The following is a 16,655-nucleotide window of genomic DNA, read 5'->3' as shown; positions in this document are numbered from 1 at the left end:
GCGCCCGGCAGGAATGCCCGTGCCCGACGGCGCACGGTCGCCCTAGCCTGGCGACGTGCCCGCCTACGTCCGCCCGCCGGTCCCGCGCCAGGTCTTCCACGACGCCGAGGGTCGGCCGTACGAGTACGGCGAGCGCTGGGCGGACCGGGACGGCCCGCCGGAGGACGCGTACTCCGTCGACTCCCACCCCGAGCGGTTCGCGCCGGTGGTCGACGTCGCGGACGCGCTCGTGGCGCACCTCGTGGCGACGTACGACGTCACGGTCGAGGCCGCGGACCTGCGCGACGTCGACGTGCCCCCGCACACCGCCGAGGAACCGGCGCACCCGCTGCTCGCGGGGATCCGGCACCTCGCCCAGCCCGTCGAGCGCGTCGTCCGGCTCGTGCCCACCGCGGACGACGCGGCGCCGCTGACGGTCGTCGTCACCGGCTACCCCGGCGTGCAGGTGCGCGCGGGCGTGCTGCACGTGGACGCGTTCCCGGCCTGCGGGTGCGACGCGTGCGACGACTCGGCCGAGTCCCAGGCCGAGATGCTGGAGCACCTCGTGCTTGCCGTCGCCGCGGGCCGTTTCGGAGAAGGCGTGCGGCGGGCGTGGGACGACCCGCGGACCGTATGGGTGAGGTACGCGACGTGGTCCGACGACAACTCGAGCTACGGCGAGGGCCGGCGCCGCCGTCGCGGCCTCACGCCCGCTCGCCGACGTCTGGCCGCCCTGCCGAACGGCCGCTGGAGTGCCTGGCCGCCGCGCGCCTGACCGCGCCATGTCAGAACTGCCCGCTCCCGCACCGCCTCCCTGTGGAGGGAGTTTCGTGCGTGTCGGCGCGGCCCCGTAGCCTCCTCGTAGCGCGCGGCCTGGAGGGTCGCGCGGGACGAGAGACGACCTGACGACAGGGGGTTGGCCGTGCTGCACGTGCACCGGTCCGAGCGCGCCGACGCGCTCGTCGGACCGCTGGCGCGCGTCCTGGCCGACCCGCTGGACGACCCGTTCGCGACGGACGTCGTCGCGGTCCCCACCCGCGGGGTCGAGCGCTGGCTCGCGCAGCGCCTCTCGCACTTTCTCGGGGCGGACGGCGCCTCCGGCGTGTGCGCGAACGTCGACTTCCGCGGCCCGCGTCGCCTCGTCGAGCAGGTCGTGGCCGACCTGACGGGCGTGGAGCCGGAGGACGACCCGTGGCGCCCCGAGCGCCTCGCCTGGTCCGTGCTGGAGGTGCTCGACGCCCACCTCGGCGACCCGTGGGCGGCGCCGCTGGCGCGCTACGTCGGCGAGCCGGGCGACGAGGTGCGGCGCGCCCGCCGCCTGACGCTGGCGCGACGGCTCGCCGGACTGCTCGTCGACTACGCGCGGCAGCGGCCCGAGGTCGTGCGCGCCTGGTCGCAGCCCGCGCGGGGCACCGTGGGCGGCTCGGCCCACGCCGCCCCCGACGACCTCGCGTGGCAGCCCGAGCTGTGGCGGCGTCTCCTCGACCGTGTCCCGGCGCCGGACCCGGCGCGCCGGGTCGAGGACGCCGTCGCGGCGCTGCTCGCCGACCCGACGGCCGTCGAGCTGCCGCCGCGGCTGTCGGTGTACGGGCCGACGCGGCTGCCCGAGGACGAGCTGCGCGTGCTCCGTGCGCTCGCCGAGCACCGCGACGTCCACCTGTGGCTCGTGCACCCCTCCCCCGCGCTGTGGGACACGGTCGCCGCGCACGCGACCGCGCCCCCGCAGATCTCCACCGCCGGAGGGGCGGGGGGCGAGCGACCCCGCCGCGCCGACCTCCCGACGTTCGCCCAGCACCCGCTGCTCGCCTCGACGGCGCGCGACGCCGTCGAGCTGCAGCTCCGGCTCCACGGCGCCGACGAGTCGCACCACGCGGCGGGTCCGCCGCCCGCGACGCTGCTCGGCGCGCTGCAGTCCGCCCTGCGAGCGGACGCACCCGACGGCGCGCACGTCCTCGACCCCGCCGACCGGTCGGTCCAGGTGCTGTCGTGCCACGGCCGGGCGCGGCAGGTCGAGGTGCTGCGCGAGACGCTCGTCGGCCTCTTCGCCGCCGACCCCACGCTGCAGGCGCGCGACGTCATCGTGCTGTGCCCGGACGTGGAGACGTTCGCGCCGCTCGTCACCGCGTCCTTCGGGGCGGTCCCCGAGCTCGGCGAGGACGCGCACCCCGGCCAGCGCCTCCGGGTCAGCCTCGCGGACCGCGGTGCCGCGTCCGCCAACCCGGTGCTCGGCCTGCTCGAGGCGCTGCTGCGGCACGCCGACGGGCGCGTCACCGCGTCGGAGGTGCTCGACCTCGCGGCGAGCGCGCCCGTGCGCCGGCGCTTCCGCTTCTCCGACGACGAGATCGACCGCCTGCGGCAGTGGGCCGTCGACGCGGGCGTGCACTGGGGCGAGGACGGCGCGCGCCGGTCCAGGTTCGGCGTCGACCCGCGGGTGCGGCAGGGCACGTGGGACGCCGCGCTCGACCGCATCCTGCTGGGCGCCGCGATGGCGGACGAGGACGCCCGGTTCGTCGGCCCGGCGCTGCCGCTCGACGACGTCGGCTCGACGGACGTCGACCTCGCGGGCCGGCTCGCCGAGCTCGTCGCCCGGATGTCCGAGGTGCTGCAGGCCCTCGACGGCGTGCACCCGCTCCACCACTGGCTCGACGCGCTCGACCGGGCGGTCACGCTCCTCGCGGAGGCGCCGCCGACCGAGGCGTGGCAGGTCGGCGCGGCGCGGCGGCTGCTCGGTGACGTGCGCGCCGCGGGCTCCGCGCACGGCGACGTCCCGCTCCGTCTCGCGGACGTGCGCGCCGTGCTCGACGACCGCCTCGCCGGGCGCCCCACGCGCGCCGGGTTCCGCACCGGCGCGCTGACCGTCTGCTCGCTCGAGCCGATGCGCTCGGTGCCGCACCGCGTCTGTGCCTGCTCGGCATGGACGACGGCGTCTTCCCGCGCGGCACGGCGACGGCCGGCGACGACCTGCTCGCGCGTCACCCGGAGATCGGCGAGCGGGACGCGCGCAGCGAGGACCGGCAGATCTTCCTCGACGCCGTCGCCGCCGCGGGCGACCACCTCGTCGTCGTGCACACGGGCGCCGACGAGCGCACCGGCGCACCGCGGCCGCCGGCCGTCCCCGTCGCCGAGCTGCTCGACGCGCTCGACCGCGTGGCAGCCGCACCCGACGGGCGGCCCGCGCGCGAGCACGTCGTCGTGCGCCACCCGCTGCAGACCGTCGACGAGCGCAACTTCACGCCCGGCGCGCTCGGGTCCCCCGGGTCGTTCAGCCACGACGCCGCGGCCCTCGCCGGTGCGCGGGAGGCGCGGGCACGCGCCGAGCGCCGGCGCAGGGACGGCGACGACGCACGGTCCGTCGCGACGCTCGTGCACGCTCCGCTCGAGCTGCCCTCCGGCGGTGCGTCCGGGGCGGACGGCGCACGCGACGTCGACCTCGACGACCTGGTCCGCGTGCTCGAGAACGCCCCGCGGTGGTTCGCGCAGACCACGCTCGACGTCGGTCTCGTCGTGGACGAGGACGACGTGGACGACCGTCTCCCGCTCGCCCTGACGGGCCTGTCCGGATGGGGTGTCGGTGACCGGGTGCTGCGCGCCGCGCTCGCGGGCGTCGACCCGGAGCGTGCGAAGCAGGCCGAGTGGCGCCGCGGGCAGGTCCCGCCGCGCGAGCTCGGCCGTGCCGAGCTGCAGAAGGTCGTGCAGTACGTCGGTCCGCTGCGCATGGTCTCGGTCGAGGCTGCGCGCGAGGCCGACACGGCGGCGGGCCGTCCGGCGAGCGCGGACCTGCTCGGGTCGGCCGAGACGCTCGACGTGCGCGCGGAGCTCCCGGACGGCCGGACCGTCGTCGGCACCGTGCCCGGGGTGCACGGCCGGCGCGTCGTGCGGACCGAGTACTCGCGGCTCGGCCCGAAGCACCGGTTGCGCGCGTGGGTGCAGGCGCTCGCGCTCGCGGTGAGCGACCCCGGGCACACGTGGGACGCGGTGACGATCGGCCGCTCACCCCGCGGGCCGGGTGTCGCGTGGTCGACCCTCGCACCGCCGGACGGCGACGCCGCGACGGCGCTCCTCGCGGACCTCCTCGCGCTGCGCGACGAGGCCGCACGCGCCCCCCTGCCGTTCCTGCCGGAGGTCTCGCTGAAGTACACCGAGGAGCGGCGCACGTCCCCGGCGCGCGACGCCCTGATGCGGGCCGGCTGGCTGTGGAACAAGGGGTTCGAGCGCAAGGACCCGTACGTCGTGCTCGCGTGGGGTCGCGACGCCGTCCTCGACGACGTCGCCGGGCACGCCACCACGGCCGACCTCGGCCGGCACCCCGACGACCCGACACGCCTCGGCGCGCTGGCGCGCCGCGTGTGGGACCCCCTGCTGGACCACGAGCTGCGAGGTGCGCGATGAGCGGCCGGACGGCCGCCGCGGCGGCGACGAGCCCGACGCCCGGACCGGTGACCGGTGCGGCGGACGGTACCGTGCCGCGCCCGTCGACACCTCGGCGCTTCGACGCGTTCGGCGACCTGCCCACCGGCACGGTCGTGCTGGAGGCGAGCGCCGGCACGGGCAAGACCCACACGATCGCGACGCTCACGACGCGGTACGTCGCCGAGGGCGTCGCGACGCTGCCCGAGATCATGCTCGTGACGTTCGGTCGCGCCGCGACGTCCGAGCTGCGCGACCGCGTGCGCGAGCGCCTCGTCGCCGTCGAGCGCGGCCTGCGGGGCGCGGACCCCACGCGGCACCACGACCCGGTCGTGGCGTTCCTCGCGGCGGTCGACGACGACGAGCTCGGCCGCCGCCGCGCCCGGCTGCGGGTCGCGCTCTCGCAGCTCGACGCCGCGACGATCACGACGACGCACGGCTTCTGCCAGCAGATGCTGTCCGCGCTGGGCACCGCGGCCGACGTCGACCTCGCCACAGGGTTCCTGCCCGACGTCGCCGACCTCGTGGACGAGGTGACCGACGACCTGTACGTGCGGCTCTTCGCGGACCGTCAGGACCCGCCGCTCACCCCGCGGGACGTGCGGGAGATCGCGCGCACGGCGGTCAGCGACCAGGGGGCCGTGCTCGCTCCCGCCGACGCGCCCGACGGATCGCTCGCGGCTCTGCGGTACGAGGTCGCGGTGGCCGCGCGGCGCGAGGTCGAGGCGCGCAAGCGCGCGATGCACCTGCTCGACTACGACGACCTGCTCGTGCTCCTGCGCCGCGCGCTCACCGACCCGGAGCACGGGGAGACCGCCGCCGAGCGCGTGCGCAGCCGCTTCCGCGTCGTCATGGTCGACGAGTTCCAGGACACGGACCCGGAGCAGTGGCAGATCCTGCGCACCGCGTTCCACGGGCACCGCACGCTCGTGCTCATCGGCGACCCCAAGCAGGCGATCTACGCGTTCCGGGGCGCGGACGTCGTCACGTACCTCCAGGCGGTCGAGGACGCGCAGGAGACCGCGACCCTGAGCCGGAGCTGGCGCAGCGACGGCCCGCTGCTCGCCGGCCTGCACACCCTCATGGAGGGGACCGCCCTCGGCGACCCGCGCATCGTCGTGCGCCGGGTCGACGCCGAGCACGCCGACGCCCGCCTCGCCGGGGGCGCGCCCGTCCGCCTGCGCCAGGTCACGCGGCGCGCGTACCGCCTCGGCGGGTCGTCCGCGCCGTCGGCCCCCGACGCGAGGACGCTGCTCGCGAAGGACGTCGCGGCCGACGTCGCGGGGCGGCTCGCGGGCGCGCCCGGCGAGACCCGCGTGCTCGACGGCGACACCTGGCGCGGGCTCGAGCCGCCCGACGTCGCCGTCCTGACGCGGACGAACGCGCAGGCCGAGGCGGTGCGCTCCGCGCTCGTCGCGCTCGGGGTGCCCGCGGTCGTCTCGGGGCCGTCGAGCGTGTTCGGCTCCGCGGCCGCGCAGGACTGGCTCACGCTGCTCGCGGCGCTCGAGCAGCCCGGACTGCACCGCCGGGCGACCGCGCTCGCCCTCACGCCGTTCGTCGGCTGGGACGCCCAGCGGCTCGCGACGGCCGGCGACGCCGACCACGACGAGCTCGGCGACACGGTGCGCGCGTGGTCCCACCTGCTCGCCGAGCGCGGGGTCGCGGCCGTCGCGGAGGCCGCGGCGCGCCGCGGCGCGACGGAGCGCGTCATGGCCCGACCGGACGGGGAGCGGTACCTGACCGACCTGCGGCACGTCACGCAGGCGCTGCACGAGGCGGCCGCCACCGAGGGACTCGGGACGGCGGCGCTCACCGCGTGGTTGCGCTCACGCATCGCCGAGGTCGGGACCGTGTTCACCGACGAGCGGACCCGCCGCCTCGAGACGGACGCGGCCGCCGTGCAGGTCGTGACGGTGCACGCGGCGAAGGGCCTGGAGTTCGGGGTCGTGTACGTCCCGTTCGCGTGGGAGCGGTTCGAGCAGGAGGAGAAGGAGCTGTTCGCGCTCCACGACGACCACGGGCAGCGCGTGCTGCACGTCGGCGGCGTCGGTTCTCCCGGCTTCACGGACGCCCGCAACCGGTCGCGCGACGAGGAGCTCGGCGAGGACCTGCGCCTGCTCTACGTCGCGCTCACGCGGGCCCGCCACCAGGTGGTCGTGCACTGGACGCCCACGAAGCGCAGCTCCGGCTCCGGCCCGCTCACGCGCCTGCTCCTCGCGGACCGTCACCTGGACGGCGAGCCCGGCCGGCACGCCCGGCCGGACGCGATGCGGGACGACGCGGTGCGCGCCGCGCTCGCGGCGGTCGCCGCCCGCTCGGGCGGGACGGTCGTCGTCGAGCAGGTCGAGGCGCGGCCGAAGGGCACGCCGTGGTCGGCCGCCGCGCCGGGCGCGAGCACCCTGGAGCTGGCCCGGGCGGGTCACCTGCCCGACCGCGAGTGGCGCCGTGCGTCGTACTCCGCGCTGACCGCCGCTGCCCACCACGGCCCGGTCGGCGGCGTCGAGTCGGAGCCGGAGGACCCCGGCGTCCAGGACGAGCCCGAGGACGGCACCGCCGACGACGTGCCCGGGGCTCCCGAACCGACGGCGGCCCCCGCCGGCGGCCCCGGTGCCGACCTGCCGTCCCCGTTCGAGGGCCAGCCCGGCGGCACCGCGTTCGGCACGCTCGTGCACGAGATCCTCGAGTACGTGGACACGGCCGCCGACGACCTGGACGCCGAGCTCCTGGCGCGCTGCGCGCAGGCCGCGACGGTCCGCGTGCCCGGCGTCGAGCCCGTCGCGCTCGCCGCGGCGCTCGGTCTCGCGCTGCGCACGCCGCTCGGCCCCGTCGCGGGAGGGCGCACGCTCGCCGACGTCCACCCGCGCGACCGCCTGCCCGAGCTGGAGTTCGAGCTGCCCCTCGCGGGCGGGGACGAGACGCACGGCGTCCGCCCGTCCACGCTGCGCGACCTCGCCGGCGTGCTCCGCGCCCACCTCGACGACGACGACCCGTTCGTCCGCTACCCCGACCTGCTCGCCGCGCTCGCCGACGAGTCGTCGTCCGGCCCCGGACCCGGCACGTCGACCCGCACGGCGACCGGCTCCACCGCCGACGGCGTGCCGCTGCGCGGCTACCTCACCGGGTCGATCGACGCCGTGCTGCGCGTCCCCCGCCCGGACGGCGGGCGGCGCTACCTCGTCGTCGACTACAAGACGAACCGCGTCGGCCCGCCCGGCGTGCCCCTGACGGTCGGCGACTACCGCCCCGAGGCGACGCGCGACGCGATGCTCGCCTCGCACTACCCGCTCCAGCTCGTGCTCTACCTGGTGGCGCTCCACCGGTACCTGCGCTGGCGCGACCCCGCGTACTCCCCCGACCAGCTCGCGGCCGCCTACCTCTTCGTGCGCGGCATGGCCGGTCCGGGGACGCCCGTCGGACCGGACGGGACGCCCCACGGCGTGGTCGCGTGGACCCCGCCGCCCGGGCTCGTCCCCGCCCTGTCCGCCCTGCTCGACGGAGACGCCCCATGACCGCGCCCGGAGCCGCTCCCGCCGCCGCGCCCGTGGACGAGGGCGACCCGCGTCTCGCCGTCGGCGTCCGACCGTGGCTCGCCGCCTTCACGCCGCGCGCGTCGTCTCGGCGACCGACCTGCGCGTCGCCCTGCGGCTCGGCCGGCTGACGGGCGAGCAGGACGAGCGCGTGCTGCTCGCCGCGGCGCTCGCGGTGCGCGCGGTGCGCAGCGGGTCGGTGTGCGTCCGGCTCGACGACCTCGGCGCGCTGCGCCTGCCCGAGGACGAGGAGGCCGCGCGCGCCGAGACCGAGCACCTGCCCTGGCCGGGGGCCGAGGAGTGGGCCGAGGCCGTGGCGCGCAGCCCGCTCGTCGCCGCCGGCGTGGACAGCCCGGACGACCGGCCGACGCGCTGGGTCGGCGGGATGCTCTACCTGGACCGGTACTGGCGCGACGAGCTGGTCGTGCGCCGGGACGTCGACGGCCGGCTGGCGGCGCACGACCTGCCCGCGGACGACGCGCGCCTCACCGCCGCGCTGTCCCGTCTGTTCCCCGCGGAGCAGGACGCGCGCCAGCGCCTCGCCGCCGCCCACGCCGCGCACCGGCGCCTGACCGTGCTCACGGGCGGGCCCGGGACGGGCAAGACGACGACGGTCGCCCGGCTGCTCGCGGTCCTGCACGACGCCGCGGCGCCCGCCGACGGCTCCCGCCTGCGCGTCGCGCTCGCCGCACCGACGGGCAAGGCCGCGGCCCGTCTGCAGGAGGCGGTCCGCGACGTCGTGTCCGGGTTCGAGCCGGACGACCGCGACCGCGTCGGCGTGCCCGTCGCGTCGACCCTGCACCGTCTGCTCGGCCACCGAGCGGGCAGCCGCACCCGGTTCCGGCACGACGCGCACCACCACCTGCCGCACGACGTCGTCGTCGTGGACGAGACGTCGATGGTGGCGCTGCCGCTCATGGCACGCCTGCTCGAGGCGCTGCGGCCCGCGCCCGGCTCGTGCTCGTGGGCGACCCGGACCAGCTCGCGTCCGTCGAGGCGGGCGCCGTGCTGGGCGACCTCGTGCACCGTCCCCCGCAGCACGCCGCGCCGTCGTCGCCGGCGATCGCGGCCCAGGCGGAGCCCGCCCTCGCCGACGCCCCGGCGCCCGAGCAGGGCGAGGTGGACGACCGCGCCGCGCTGGGCAACGGCGTCGTCCGCCTCCGCACCGTCCACCGGCAGGGCAGCGACTCGTCGATCCTGCCGCTGGCAGCGGCGATCCGCGACGGCGACGCGGAGGAGGTCCTGGCGCTGCTGCGCGCGGGCGACGCGTCGGTCGAGTTCCTCGAGACGCCCGACGACGAGCCGGACGAGGCGACGCTCGCGGCCGTCCGCGCGGACGCGGTGGCCGCCGGGGAGCGACTCGTGGCCGCGGCGCGCGCGGGCGACGCCGCCGGCGCCCTGACGGCGCTCGCGCAGCACCGCGTCATGGTGGCGCACCGGCGGGGCCCCGCGGGCCGGGGCCGCTGGGCGGGCCAGGTCGAGGCGTGGGTCGAGCACGCGACGGGCCAGCACGCGACGGACTCCCCGTGGGTCCCGGGCCGCCCGCTGCTGGTCACGACGAACGACGCCGAGGTCGGTCTCTACAACGGCGACACGGGGGTGCTGGTCGCCGACGGCGGGAGCTCGAGCAGCGGCGTCGTGGCGGTGTTCGGCGACCCGCGCGCGCCGCTGCGGGTCCGCACGCACCGGCTCCCCCCGGTCGAGACGGTGCACGCCATGACCGTGCACCGGGCGCAGGGGAGCCAGTTCGACCGGGTCACGCTCGTCCTGCCGCCGGCGACCTCCCCGCTGCTCACGCGCGAGCTGCTGTACACCGCGGTGACCCGCGCGCAGACGTTCGTCCGCGTCGTCGGCTCCGAGGCCGCCGTCCGCACCGCGGTGACCACCGCCGTGCACCGGGCGAGCGGGCTGCGCGCGCCGCTCTCCGGGCGCTGAGCGACGTCGGCCGAGCGGCCGCGCACGTGTCCCGGGCCGCTCAGTCGAAGCCCGGGTACTCCCACGGCTCGACGTCGAACAGCGCGCGCGTCGCGGGGGCGCCGCGCACGAGCTCGTCCACGACGTGGCGGTGCAGCACCTCCGCGCCGCTGCGCGTGTACGCGCTGCTGAACAGCTCGCCGGGCTCGACGCGCGTGCAGTACATGAGCGGCATGCGGCCCTCGGACCGGTCGTACCCGACCCACCGCGTGTACACCGACAGCCCTCCGACGACGTCGAGACCGACGACGGACCGGTCGTCGCCCTTGAGCTCGTGCCAGGTCCGCTCGTCGATCGGCATGCCGTCGAAGTCGTAGAACAGCACCACGTCGGCGTGGAAGTTGATCTCCTCGTCCACGGTCGCCCCCTCGCCCCAGGGCCTCTCGTCCTCCGGCACGTCGTCGCGTCGTCGCGGTCGGCACACCGCCTCGTCCCGCGATCATGCACCCCACCACGGTCGGGCGCCATCGGGCGCGGAATACGGCCGGCGGGCGACGCGGTTGTCGCTGAGGATGAGCACCTCCGCCGGCGCTGCGGCGCCCACCAGCCCCCGCCTGTCCGTCCTCGACCTCGTGCCCGTGCGCTCGGGCCAGACGAGCGCCCAGGCGGTGCGCGCCTCGCTCGACCTCGTCCGTCTCGCGGACCGGCTGGGGTTCGAGCGCTACTGGTTCGCCGAGCACCACAACATGCCCGCGGTCGCGGCGTCCACGCCGCCCGTGATGATCGGGGCGGCGGCGTCGGTGACGGACCGCATCCGGGTGGGGTCGGGCGGCGTCATGCTCCCGAACCACGCGCCGCTCGTCGTCGCCGAGCAGTTCGCCGCGCTCGAGGCGATCGCCCCCGGGCGCGTCGACCTCGGGCTCGGGCGCGCACCCGGCTCCGACCCGGTCGTCACGCAGCTCCTGCGCATCACCGGCCCGACCGCCGACGTCGACCGCTTCCCGCAGCACGTCACCGACATCATGTCGCTCATGAGCGCGCAGGGCGCGCAGCTGCGCCTGACGAGCGGGCAGGTCTACGACGTCCGGGCGACGCCGGCCGCCGAGAGCGCGCCGACCGTGTGGCTCCTCGGGTCGAGCGACTACTCCGCGCGCCTCGCGGCCGAGCTCGGCCTGCCCTACGTGTTCGCGAACCACTTCTCGGGTCAGGGCGTCGACGAGGTCCTCGCGCTCTACCGCGACGGCTACCGGCCGAGCGAGGCGCACCCCGAGCCGCGCACGTTCCTCACCGCCAACGTGGTGGTGGCCGAGACCGCGGAGGAGGCGCACGCCCGCGCGCTGCCGCAGCTGCGGATGATGGCGCGCCTGCGGTCGGGACAACCGCTCACCGCACTGGAGACCGTCGAGGAGGCGCAGGCGTCACCGCTCGGCGCGCTCGCCGAGGACGCCGTCGAGTCCATGCGCTCGCGCTGGGTCATCGGCGCGCCCGACGACGCCGCGGCCGAGCTGCGACGGCTCGCCGGTCGCCACGGTGTCGAGGAGGTCATGGTGGTGCCCGTGGCCGCGTCGCGCGCGGACGAGCCGCTCGACGCGACGCCGGGCCGCGAGCGCACGCTCGAGCTCCTCGCCGGCGCACTCGTCGCGGACGGCGTCCCGGCCACCCCGGCGAGCGCCGCGCCGACCGCCTGACCCCGCCGGCCGCCGTCGGGCATCCCGGGGCTGGCGGACCGCCCGCCGCCGGCGGACCGCCGAACCCCGGGCCGTGCGCCCCTCACGGTGCCGAACCCCGGGTTGTGCACCGTTCTCCGCGCCGATCGGCGCGCAACCCCGGGTTCGGCACGGCGCGGCGCGGGGTAGCGTCGCCGTCATGACCACGACGTTCGACGACGCGACCTGGCACTCCTCCGAGGACGGCTACCCCACCGAGCTCGGGGCGGACGCCGCCGCGACCCACGTCGGGGTGTTCCTCGCGTGGGCCGTGCTCGCCGGCCACGCGTCGGCCGGGCTCGAGCGCGACGCCGCGGACGCCGTCGCTGCGCTCCGCGAGCGCACCACGACCGGTGGCCGGCTCGTGCTCGACGTGTGCGACGGCCGCCTCGACGCCGACGCGCTCGACGACGACGCCGCCGCGTTCGCCGCCGCCTACTACACGGGCGGCGACGACGAGGACGAGGAGGCCGGCCTCTACCTCGAGGACTACGTCGACGCGGTGAGCCCGGGCGACGGCGACCCGCTCGACGTCTACCGCGTGCCCGACACGTGGGACACGTACGACCTCGTCGGCCCGCTCGTCGACGCCCGCTTCGCCCAGTGGCAGGACGAGGGGCGTCCCGCCGTCCTGCGCCACCGCGCCTGAGGCCCGCCGTGCCCGCACCGGTCCCGGTCACGCGTCTCGCCTCGGTGCTGCGCGCCGACAACCCCGGGCCGATGACGCTCGACGGCACCCGCTCGTACGTCGTGCGGGCACCAGGTGCCCGCACGTGCGTCGTCGTCGATCCCGGGCCGGACGACGACGCACACCTCGACGCGCTCGCCGCCGCCGGCCCGGTGGAGCTCGTCCTCGTCACGCACCGGCACGCCGACCACACGGCCGGGTCCGTGCGGCTGCGCGCGCTCACGGGCGCCCCCGTCCGCGGCGCCGACCCCGCGCACTGCCACGGCGGCGAGCCGCTAACCGACGGGCAGACGATCGAGGCCGCCGGCGTGCGGATCGACGTGCTCGCCACCCCCGGCCACACGGCGGACTCGGTCTGCCTCGTCCTGCCCGACGACGGTCCGGTCGCCACCGAGGACGACGCACCCGGAGGCGACGTACCCCGGCACGTACCGTCGGGCACGGTGCTCACGGGCGACACGGTCCTCGGGCACGGCACGACCGTGATCGCCGCGCCGGACGGGTCGCTCGGCCGATACCTCGCGAGCCTCGGCCGGCTCGAGGCCGCGGCGGCGGGCCGACGGACGACCGGGCTCCCCGGCCACGGTCCGGTGATCGACGACCTCGGCGAGCGGGTGCAGGCGTACCGCGCCCACCGTCTCGAACGCCTGGCCCAGGTGCGCGCCGCACTCGCCGACCTCGGCCTCGCGCCGGACGACGATCTCGCCGTGGCGCGCGTGACGGCGCACGTCTACGCCGACGTCGACCCGTCGGTGCTCGGCGCGGCGCGGCAGAGCGTCGCGGCGCAGCTCGCCTACCTGCGCGACGCCTGAGCGTCCGAGGTCGAGTGTCCGACGCCCACGGCACGATGGAGCGCATGACGACACCTCGGCTCGGCATCGCGTTCGTCCCCACCCACGCCCCGGAGAGCCTGCGCGCGCTCGCGACGGCGGCGGAGTCCGCCGGTCTGGACGACGTGTGGGTCTGGGAGGACTGCTTCAAGCAGAGCGGGCTCGCGTCCGCGGCGGCGGCGCTCGCCTGGACGGACCGCGTGCGCGTGGGCCTCGGCCTCATGCCGGCCCCGCTGCGCAGCACGGCGATCACGGCGATGGAGGTCGCGAACCTGGGCCGGATGTTCCCCGGACGGTTCGTCGCCGGCGTGGGGCACGGTGTCCAGGAGTGGATGGGGCAGGCTGGCGTGCGCGCCGACTCACCGCTGACGTTGCTGCGCGAACACACGGAGGCGCTGCGTCGCCTGCTCGCGGGCGAGGAGGTCACGACGGCCGGGCGCTACGTGACGCTCGACCGCGTGCGGCTCGACTGGCCGCCCACGGAGCCGGTGCCGCTGTGGCTCGGCGGCGTGGGTCCCCGGTCGCTCGAGCTCGCGGGCGAGCTCGGCGACGGTCTCATCCTCGCCAACGCGTACACGCCGGAGGAGGTCCGCGACGTCGTCGAGGTCGCGCAGGCCCCGGCGCGCGCGGCGGGGCGGTCGGCCTTCGACGTGCAGGCCACGCTCATCGCCGCGACCGGTGACGGTGCGCAGGAGCGCGTGGACGGGGAGCTCCCGCTGTGGGGGCGCAAGCCCGGAGAGGGAGTGGGCGCCGCCGGGGACGCCGCCACGATCGCGGGTGCGGTGCGCGCCCTCGCGGGCGCGGCGCGACGGCGGTGGCGGTCCAGCCGACCGCGGACGAGCCGGACCTCGACGGGTTCCTGCGATTCCTCGGGAGCGAGGTACGTCCCCTGCTCACGGCCTGAGCGTCGGCGGCGGGTCACGCCCGGCCGCACCGGGCAGCCGTCGTCAGCGCGCGGCGGTGCGTGCGCGGCGGCGTTCGCGCAGCCCGTGCACGAGCGCCGCCGTCGCGGCCACGAACGCCACCGCGGCGACGGCGAGGGCCAGGCGGACCGGGAACGTGGCGTACAGATCGGTCACCTCGGCGACGGGGATGCCCCAGCCGGTCGCGACCTGACGTGCCTCCGCGGCGAGCTCACCGGCGCGCCCGGGGACGTGGGCGACGGCGCCGAGGACCCATCCCAGCAGCTCCCCCAGCAGGGCCGGGACGGAATATGCGCTGGTCAGGGCGTAGATCACGCGGGCACCCTACCGGTTCACGACGACGCGAACCAGGACAAACCCCTGGCGGCTCCACCGGCGGCGTCGCGACGACCGAGGGGGCGTGAGGTGTCGGCCGCTCGCCGGACCCTCAGCGCAGGAGCTTGGCGAAGCAGAGCGCGATGCCGTGGGCGTCGCGGTCGTACGGCGCGTACGGCAGCACCGTCCGGAACCCGAGCGACCGGTACAGCCGGATCGCTCCCGGCTGTCGGATGCCCGTCTCCAGCAGGAGCGTGCGCGCGCCGCGCCGCCGGGCCTCGGCCTCCACCGCGGCCAGGAGTGCCCGGGCGACGCCCGACCCGCGCGCTCCCTCGCGCACGAAGACCTTCTTCACCTCGAACGCCTCGCCGTGGACGGCCCGCACCTCGTGCGCGACCTGCTGGAGCGAGGCGCAGCCCACCGCCGCGTCCCCGCGCCGTGCGACGAAGGTCGCGACCGTGTCCTCGCCCAGGCGAGCGTCGACGGCCTCGAACCCGCCCGCGGCGTCGAGTCCCGTGAACAGCTCCGGGTAGAGCGCGGCGGACGACGTGTCGTGCATCTCGCGGCGCAGCGCTGCGGCGTCCGGATCGTCCCAGGCCACGGCCAGCACCTCGACCGCGGCGGGTGCGATCGAAGCACGCGCGCCCGTGCCGTGCGCGCCCGCGGCACCGCTCGTCGGGCCGACCGGCGCGGGGCGGCGTCGCGCCGCAGCGGAGCCGTCGTCGTGCAGACCGGCGAGGTCCAGGGCGAAGCACCGCGACAACGGGTCGCCCGCGTAGTGCCCGTAGGTTTCAGTGGGCGTGTAGCCCAGGTCGAGGTAGAGGTCGACGGACTCCGGCTGACGCGTGCCCGTCTCGAGCACGAGCCGCCGCAGCCCGGACGTCGCGGCGTGCGCGTGCAGGGCCTGCATGGCCGTCCGCGCGTGCCCGCGACCCCGGTGCTCGGCCGCGACGTAGAGGCGCTTGACCTCCCCCGTCGTCGGCGGGTGCTGGCCACCACGCCCGTCGGGAGTCCCGGAGACGTCGCGCAGCGCGACGCACGCGACCGGCGTCCCGTCGTCGTGCACGACGAACGCGGCGAGGAGCCCGGCCGCGTCGAACGCGCCGCTGTCCGGCTCGCCGTAGCGCTCGGCGAGCTCGGCCTGCTGCCGGGCGAAGAGCGCGAGCGCGTCCGCGTCCTCGCCGCCGACCACAGCCACGGTGATGCCGGCGCCGGGCGCCGGTCGGGCGCGACCCGGCGTCCGCGCGTCGTCCGCCGTGCGCGCGGCGACGCTCACGCCCGGACGAGCGTGCTCAGCACCGAGGTGAAGAACCCGAGTCCGTCCGTGCCGGCGCGCGGGCCGGCCGCGGAGGCGGGGCCGAAGCCCGGCTCGACGGCGTGCTCCGGGTGCGGCATGAGCCCGACGACGTTGCCCGCAGCGTTCGTGATGCCGGCGATGTCGCGGCGCGAGCCGTTCGGGTTCCAGCCGTCGTAGCGGAACACGACGCGGCCCTCGCCCTCGAGCTCGTCGAGCGTGCGGTCGTCGGCGACGAACTGGCCGTCCTGGTTCTTCAGCGGGATCGTGATCCGCTGGCCCTGCGTGAAGTCGCGCGTCCAGGCCGTGTCCGCGTTCTCGACGACGAGCACCTGCTCGCGGCAGAGGAAGTGCAGGTGGTCGTTCTTGATCATGGAGCCCGGCAGCAGGTGCGCCTCGGTGAGGACCTGGAAGCCGTTGCAGATGCCGAGCACCGGCAGGCCGCCGCGCGCGGCGTCGACGAGGGTCTCCATGACGGGGGCGAAGCGGCTGATCGCCCCGGCGCGCAGGTAGTCGCCGTAGGAGAAGCCACCGGGCAGGACGACGGCGTCGACCCCCTGCAGGTCGGCGTCCGCGTGCCACAGGGACACGGCCTGGCCACCCGCGAGGCGCACGGCACGGGCCGCGTCGCGGTCGTCGAGCGTGCCGGGGAACGTCACGACGCCGACGCGGGCGCCACCCAGGGAGGCCTCGGGGGCGGCGACGGTCGTGGCGGTCATCAGGCGAGGCCCCCGGACAGGACGGTGCCGGCCGCGTCGGTCGCGGCGTCGGCGACGCGCACGACGTCCTCGATGACCGGGTTGGACAGCACCTTTGCCGCGGCCTCCTGGGCGGCGGCGAGGACCTCGGGCGTCACGTCGCCCTCGACCTCGAGCTCGAACCGCTTGCCCTGACGGACGGAGGTGAACTGCGTGAAGCCGAGGCGCGGCAGCGCCCCGACGACGGCCTTGCCCTGCGGGTCCAGGATCTCGGGCTTCGGCATGACCTCGACGACGACGCGTCCCACGGGTGCTCCTAGGGGAGGTGTATTCGGGAGAGCCGGGGCTCCGGGATCCCGGTCACGCGGCGTGCG

General features: G+C 77.0%; 14 protein-coding genes and 1 pseudogene. 10 read left to right on the top strand and 5 right to left on the bottom strand.

Going from position 1 to position 16,655, the window contains the following annotated elements:
* Nucleotides 1-55 precede the first annotated feature (55 nt).
* From BJF88_RS11555 to BJF88_RS22140, 6 genes are all read left to right on the top strand, one after another.
* Complete coding sequence (locus BJF88_RS11555; protein ID WP_075828889.1) at nt 56-754, top strand: DUF6226 family protein; 699 nt, start codon at nt 56-58, stop codon at nt 752-754.
* 147 nt (nt 755-901) lie between these two features.
* Entirely contained in the window at nt 902-3,526 is a 2,625-nt protein-coding gene (locus tag BJF88_RS22155; protein ID WP_369824586.1) for an exodeoxyribonuclease V subunit gamma, read from the top strand.
* On the top strand, nt 3,427-4,368 hold the full coding sequence (locus BJF88_RS22145) for a hypothetical protein (RefSeq protein WP_255371980.1): 942 nt from the start codon (nt 3,427-3,429) through the stop codon (nt 4,366-4,368). The genes BJF88_RS22155 and BJF88_RS22145 overlap by 100 nt, the downstream gene beginning before the upstream one ends.
* Nucleotides 4,365-7,895 (top strand): UvrD-helicase domain-containing protein, encoded by a 3,531-nt coding sequence (locus BJF88_RS11545; RefSeq protein WP_083649075.1) that lies wholly within the window; start codon nt 4,365-4,367, stop codon nt 7,893-7,895. Before BJF88_RS22145 ends, BJF88_RS11545 begins: the two co-directional genes overlap by 4 nt.
* A gap of 73 nt (nt 7,896-7,968) precedes the next feature.
* Nucleotides 7,969-9,315, top strand: coding sequence for an AAA family ATPase (locus tag BJF88_RS11540; protein ID WP_255371972.1), 1,347 nt, complete (start codon nt 7,969-7,971; stop codon nt 9,313-9,315).
* Nucleotides 9,276-9,848 carry an ATP-binding domain-containing protein gene (locus BJF88_RS22140; RefSeq protein WP_255371971.1) on the top strand — a complete coding sequence of 191 codons (573 nt, stop codon included), beginning with the start codon at nt 9,276-9,278 and terminating at the stop codon, nt 9,846-9,848. Before BJF88_RS11540 ends, BJF88_RS22140 begins: the two co-directional genes overlap by 40 nt.
* Before the next feature lie 40 nt (nt 9,849-9,888).
* Here BJF88_RS22140 and BJF88_RS11535 read toward each other — a convergent pair whose 3' ends face one another.
* Nucleotides 9,889-10,284, bottom strand: a complete 396-nt coding sequence (locus BJF88_RS11535; RefSeq protein ID WP_139316033.1) for a hypothetical protein — start codon at nt 10,282-10,284, stop codon at nt 9,889-9,891.
* 115 nt (nt 10,285-10,399) lie between these two features.
* Between BJF88_RS11535 and BJF88_RS11530 the strand changes: the two genes are divergently transcribed.
* The 4 genes and pseudogenes from BJF88_RS11530 to BJF88_RS11515 form a co-directional block, all read left to right on the top strand.
* The gene (locus tag BJF88_RS11530) at nt 10,400-11,515 is read left to right on the top strand and encodes an LLM class flavin-dependent oxidoreductase (RefSeq protein WP_075828887.1); all 1,116 of its coding nucleotides are present in this window, start codon (nt 10,400-10,402) and stop codon (nt 11,513-11,515) included.
* A gap of 178 nt (nt 11,516-11,693) precedes the next feature.
* Complete coding sequence (locus tag BJF88_RS11525) at nt 11,694-12,182, top strand: hypothetical protein (protein ID WP_075828886.1); 489 nt, start codon at nt 11,694-11,696, stop codon at nt 12,180-12,182.
* Nucleotides 12,183-12,190: 8 nt separating this feature from the next.
* On the top strand, nt 12,191-13,033 hold the full coding sequence (locus BJF88_RS11520) for an MBL fold metallo-hydrolase (RefSeq protein ID WP_369824584.1): 843 nt from the start codon (nt 12,191-12,193) through the stop codon (nt 13,031-13,033).
* A gap of 35 nt (nt 13,034-13,068) precedes the next feature.
* Nucleotides 13,069-13,761: pseudogene (locus tag BJF88_RS11515) on the top strand (LLM class flavin-dependent oxidoreductase); the annotation flags it as partial.
* 237 nt (nt 13,762-13,998) lie between these two features.
* Here BJF88_RS11515 and BJF88_RS11510 read toward each other — a convergent pair.
* From BJF88_RS11510 to purS, 4 genes are all read right to left on the bottom strand, one after another.
* Entirely contained in the window at nt 13,999-14,289 is a 291-nt protein-coding gene (locus tag BJF88_RS11510) for a hypothetical protein (protein WP_075828885.1), read from the bottom strand.
* Nucleotides 14,290-14,401: 112 nt separating this feature from the next.
* On the bottom strand, nt 14,402-15,565 hold the full coding sequence (locus tag BJF88_RS11505; protein WP_083649074.1) for a GNAT family N-acetyltransferase: 1,164 nt from the start codon (nt 15,563-15,565) through the stop codon (nt 14,402-14,404).
* Complete coding sequence (gene purQ, locus BJF88_RS11500) at nt 15,562-16,302, bottom strand: phosphoribosylformylglycinamidine synthase subunit PurQ (protein ID WP_075828884.1); 741 nt, start codon at nt 16,300-16,302, stop codon at nt 15,562-15,564. The genes BJF88_RS11505 and purQ overlap by 4 nt, the downstream gene beginning before the upstream one ends.
* Nucleotides 16,302-16,589 carry a phosphoribosylformylglycinamidine synthase subunit PurS gene (gene purS, locus BJF88_RS11495; RefSeq protein ID WP_075828883.1) on the bottom strand — a complete coding sequence of 96 codons (288 nt, stop codon included), beginning with the start codon at nt 16,587-16,589 and terminating at the stop codon, nt 16,302-16,304. Before purS ends, purQ begins: the two co-directional genes overlap by 1 nt.
* Nucleotides 16,590-16,655 lie beyond the last annotated feature (66 nt).

Source organism: Cellulosimicrobium sp. CUA-896 (assembly GCF_001942335.1).
Lineage (GTDB): Bacteria > Actinomycetota > Actinomycetes > Actinomycetales > Cellulomonadaceae > Cellulosimicrobium.
Note: the sequence above shows the minus strand (reverse complement) of the source record. Positions and strands in the feature narration are given on the sequence as shown.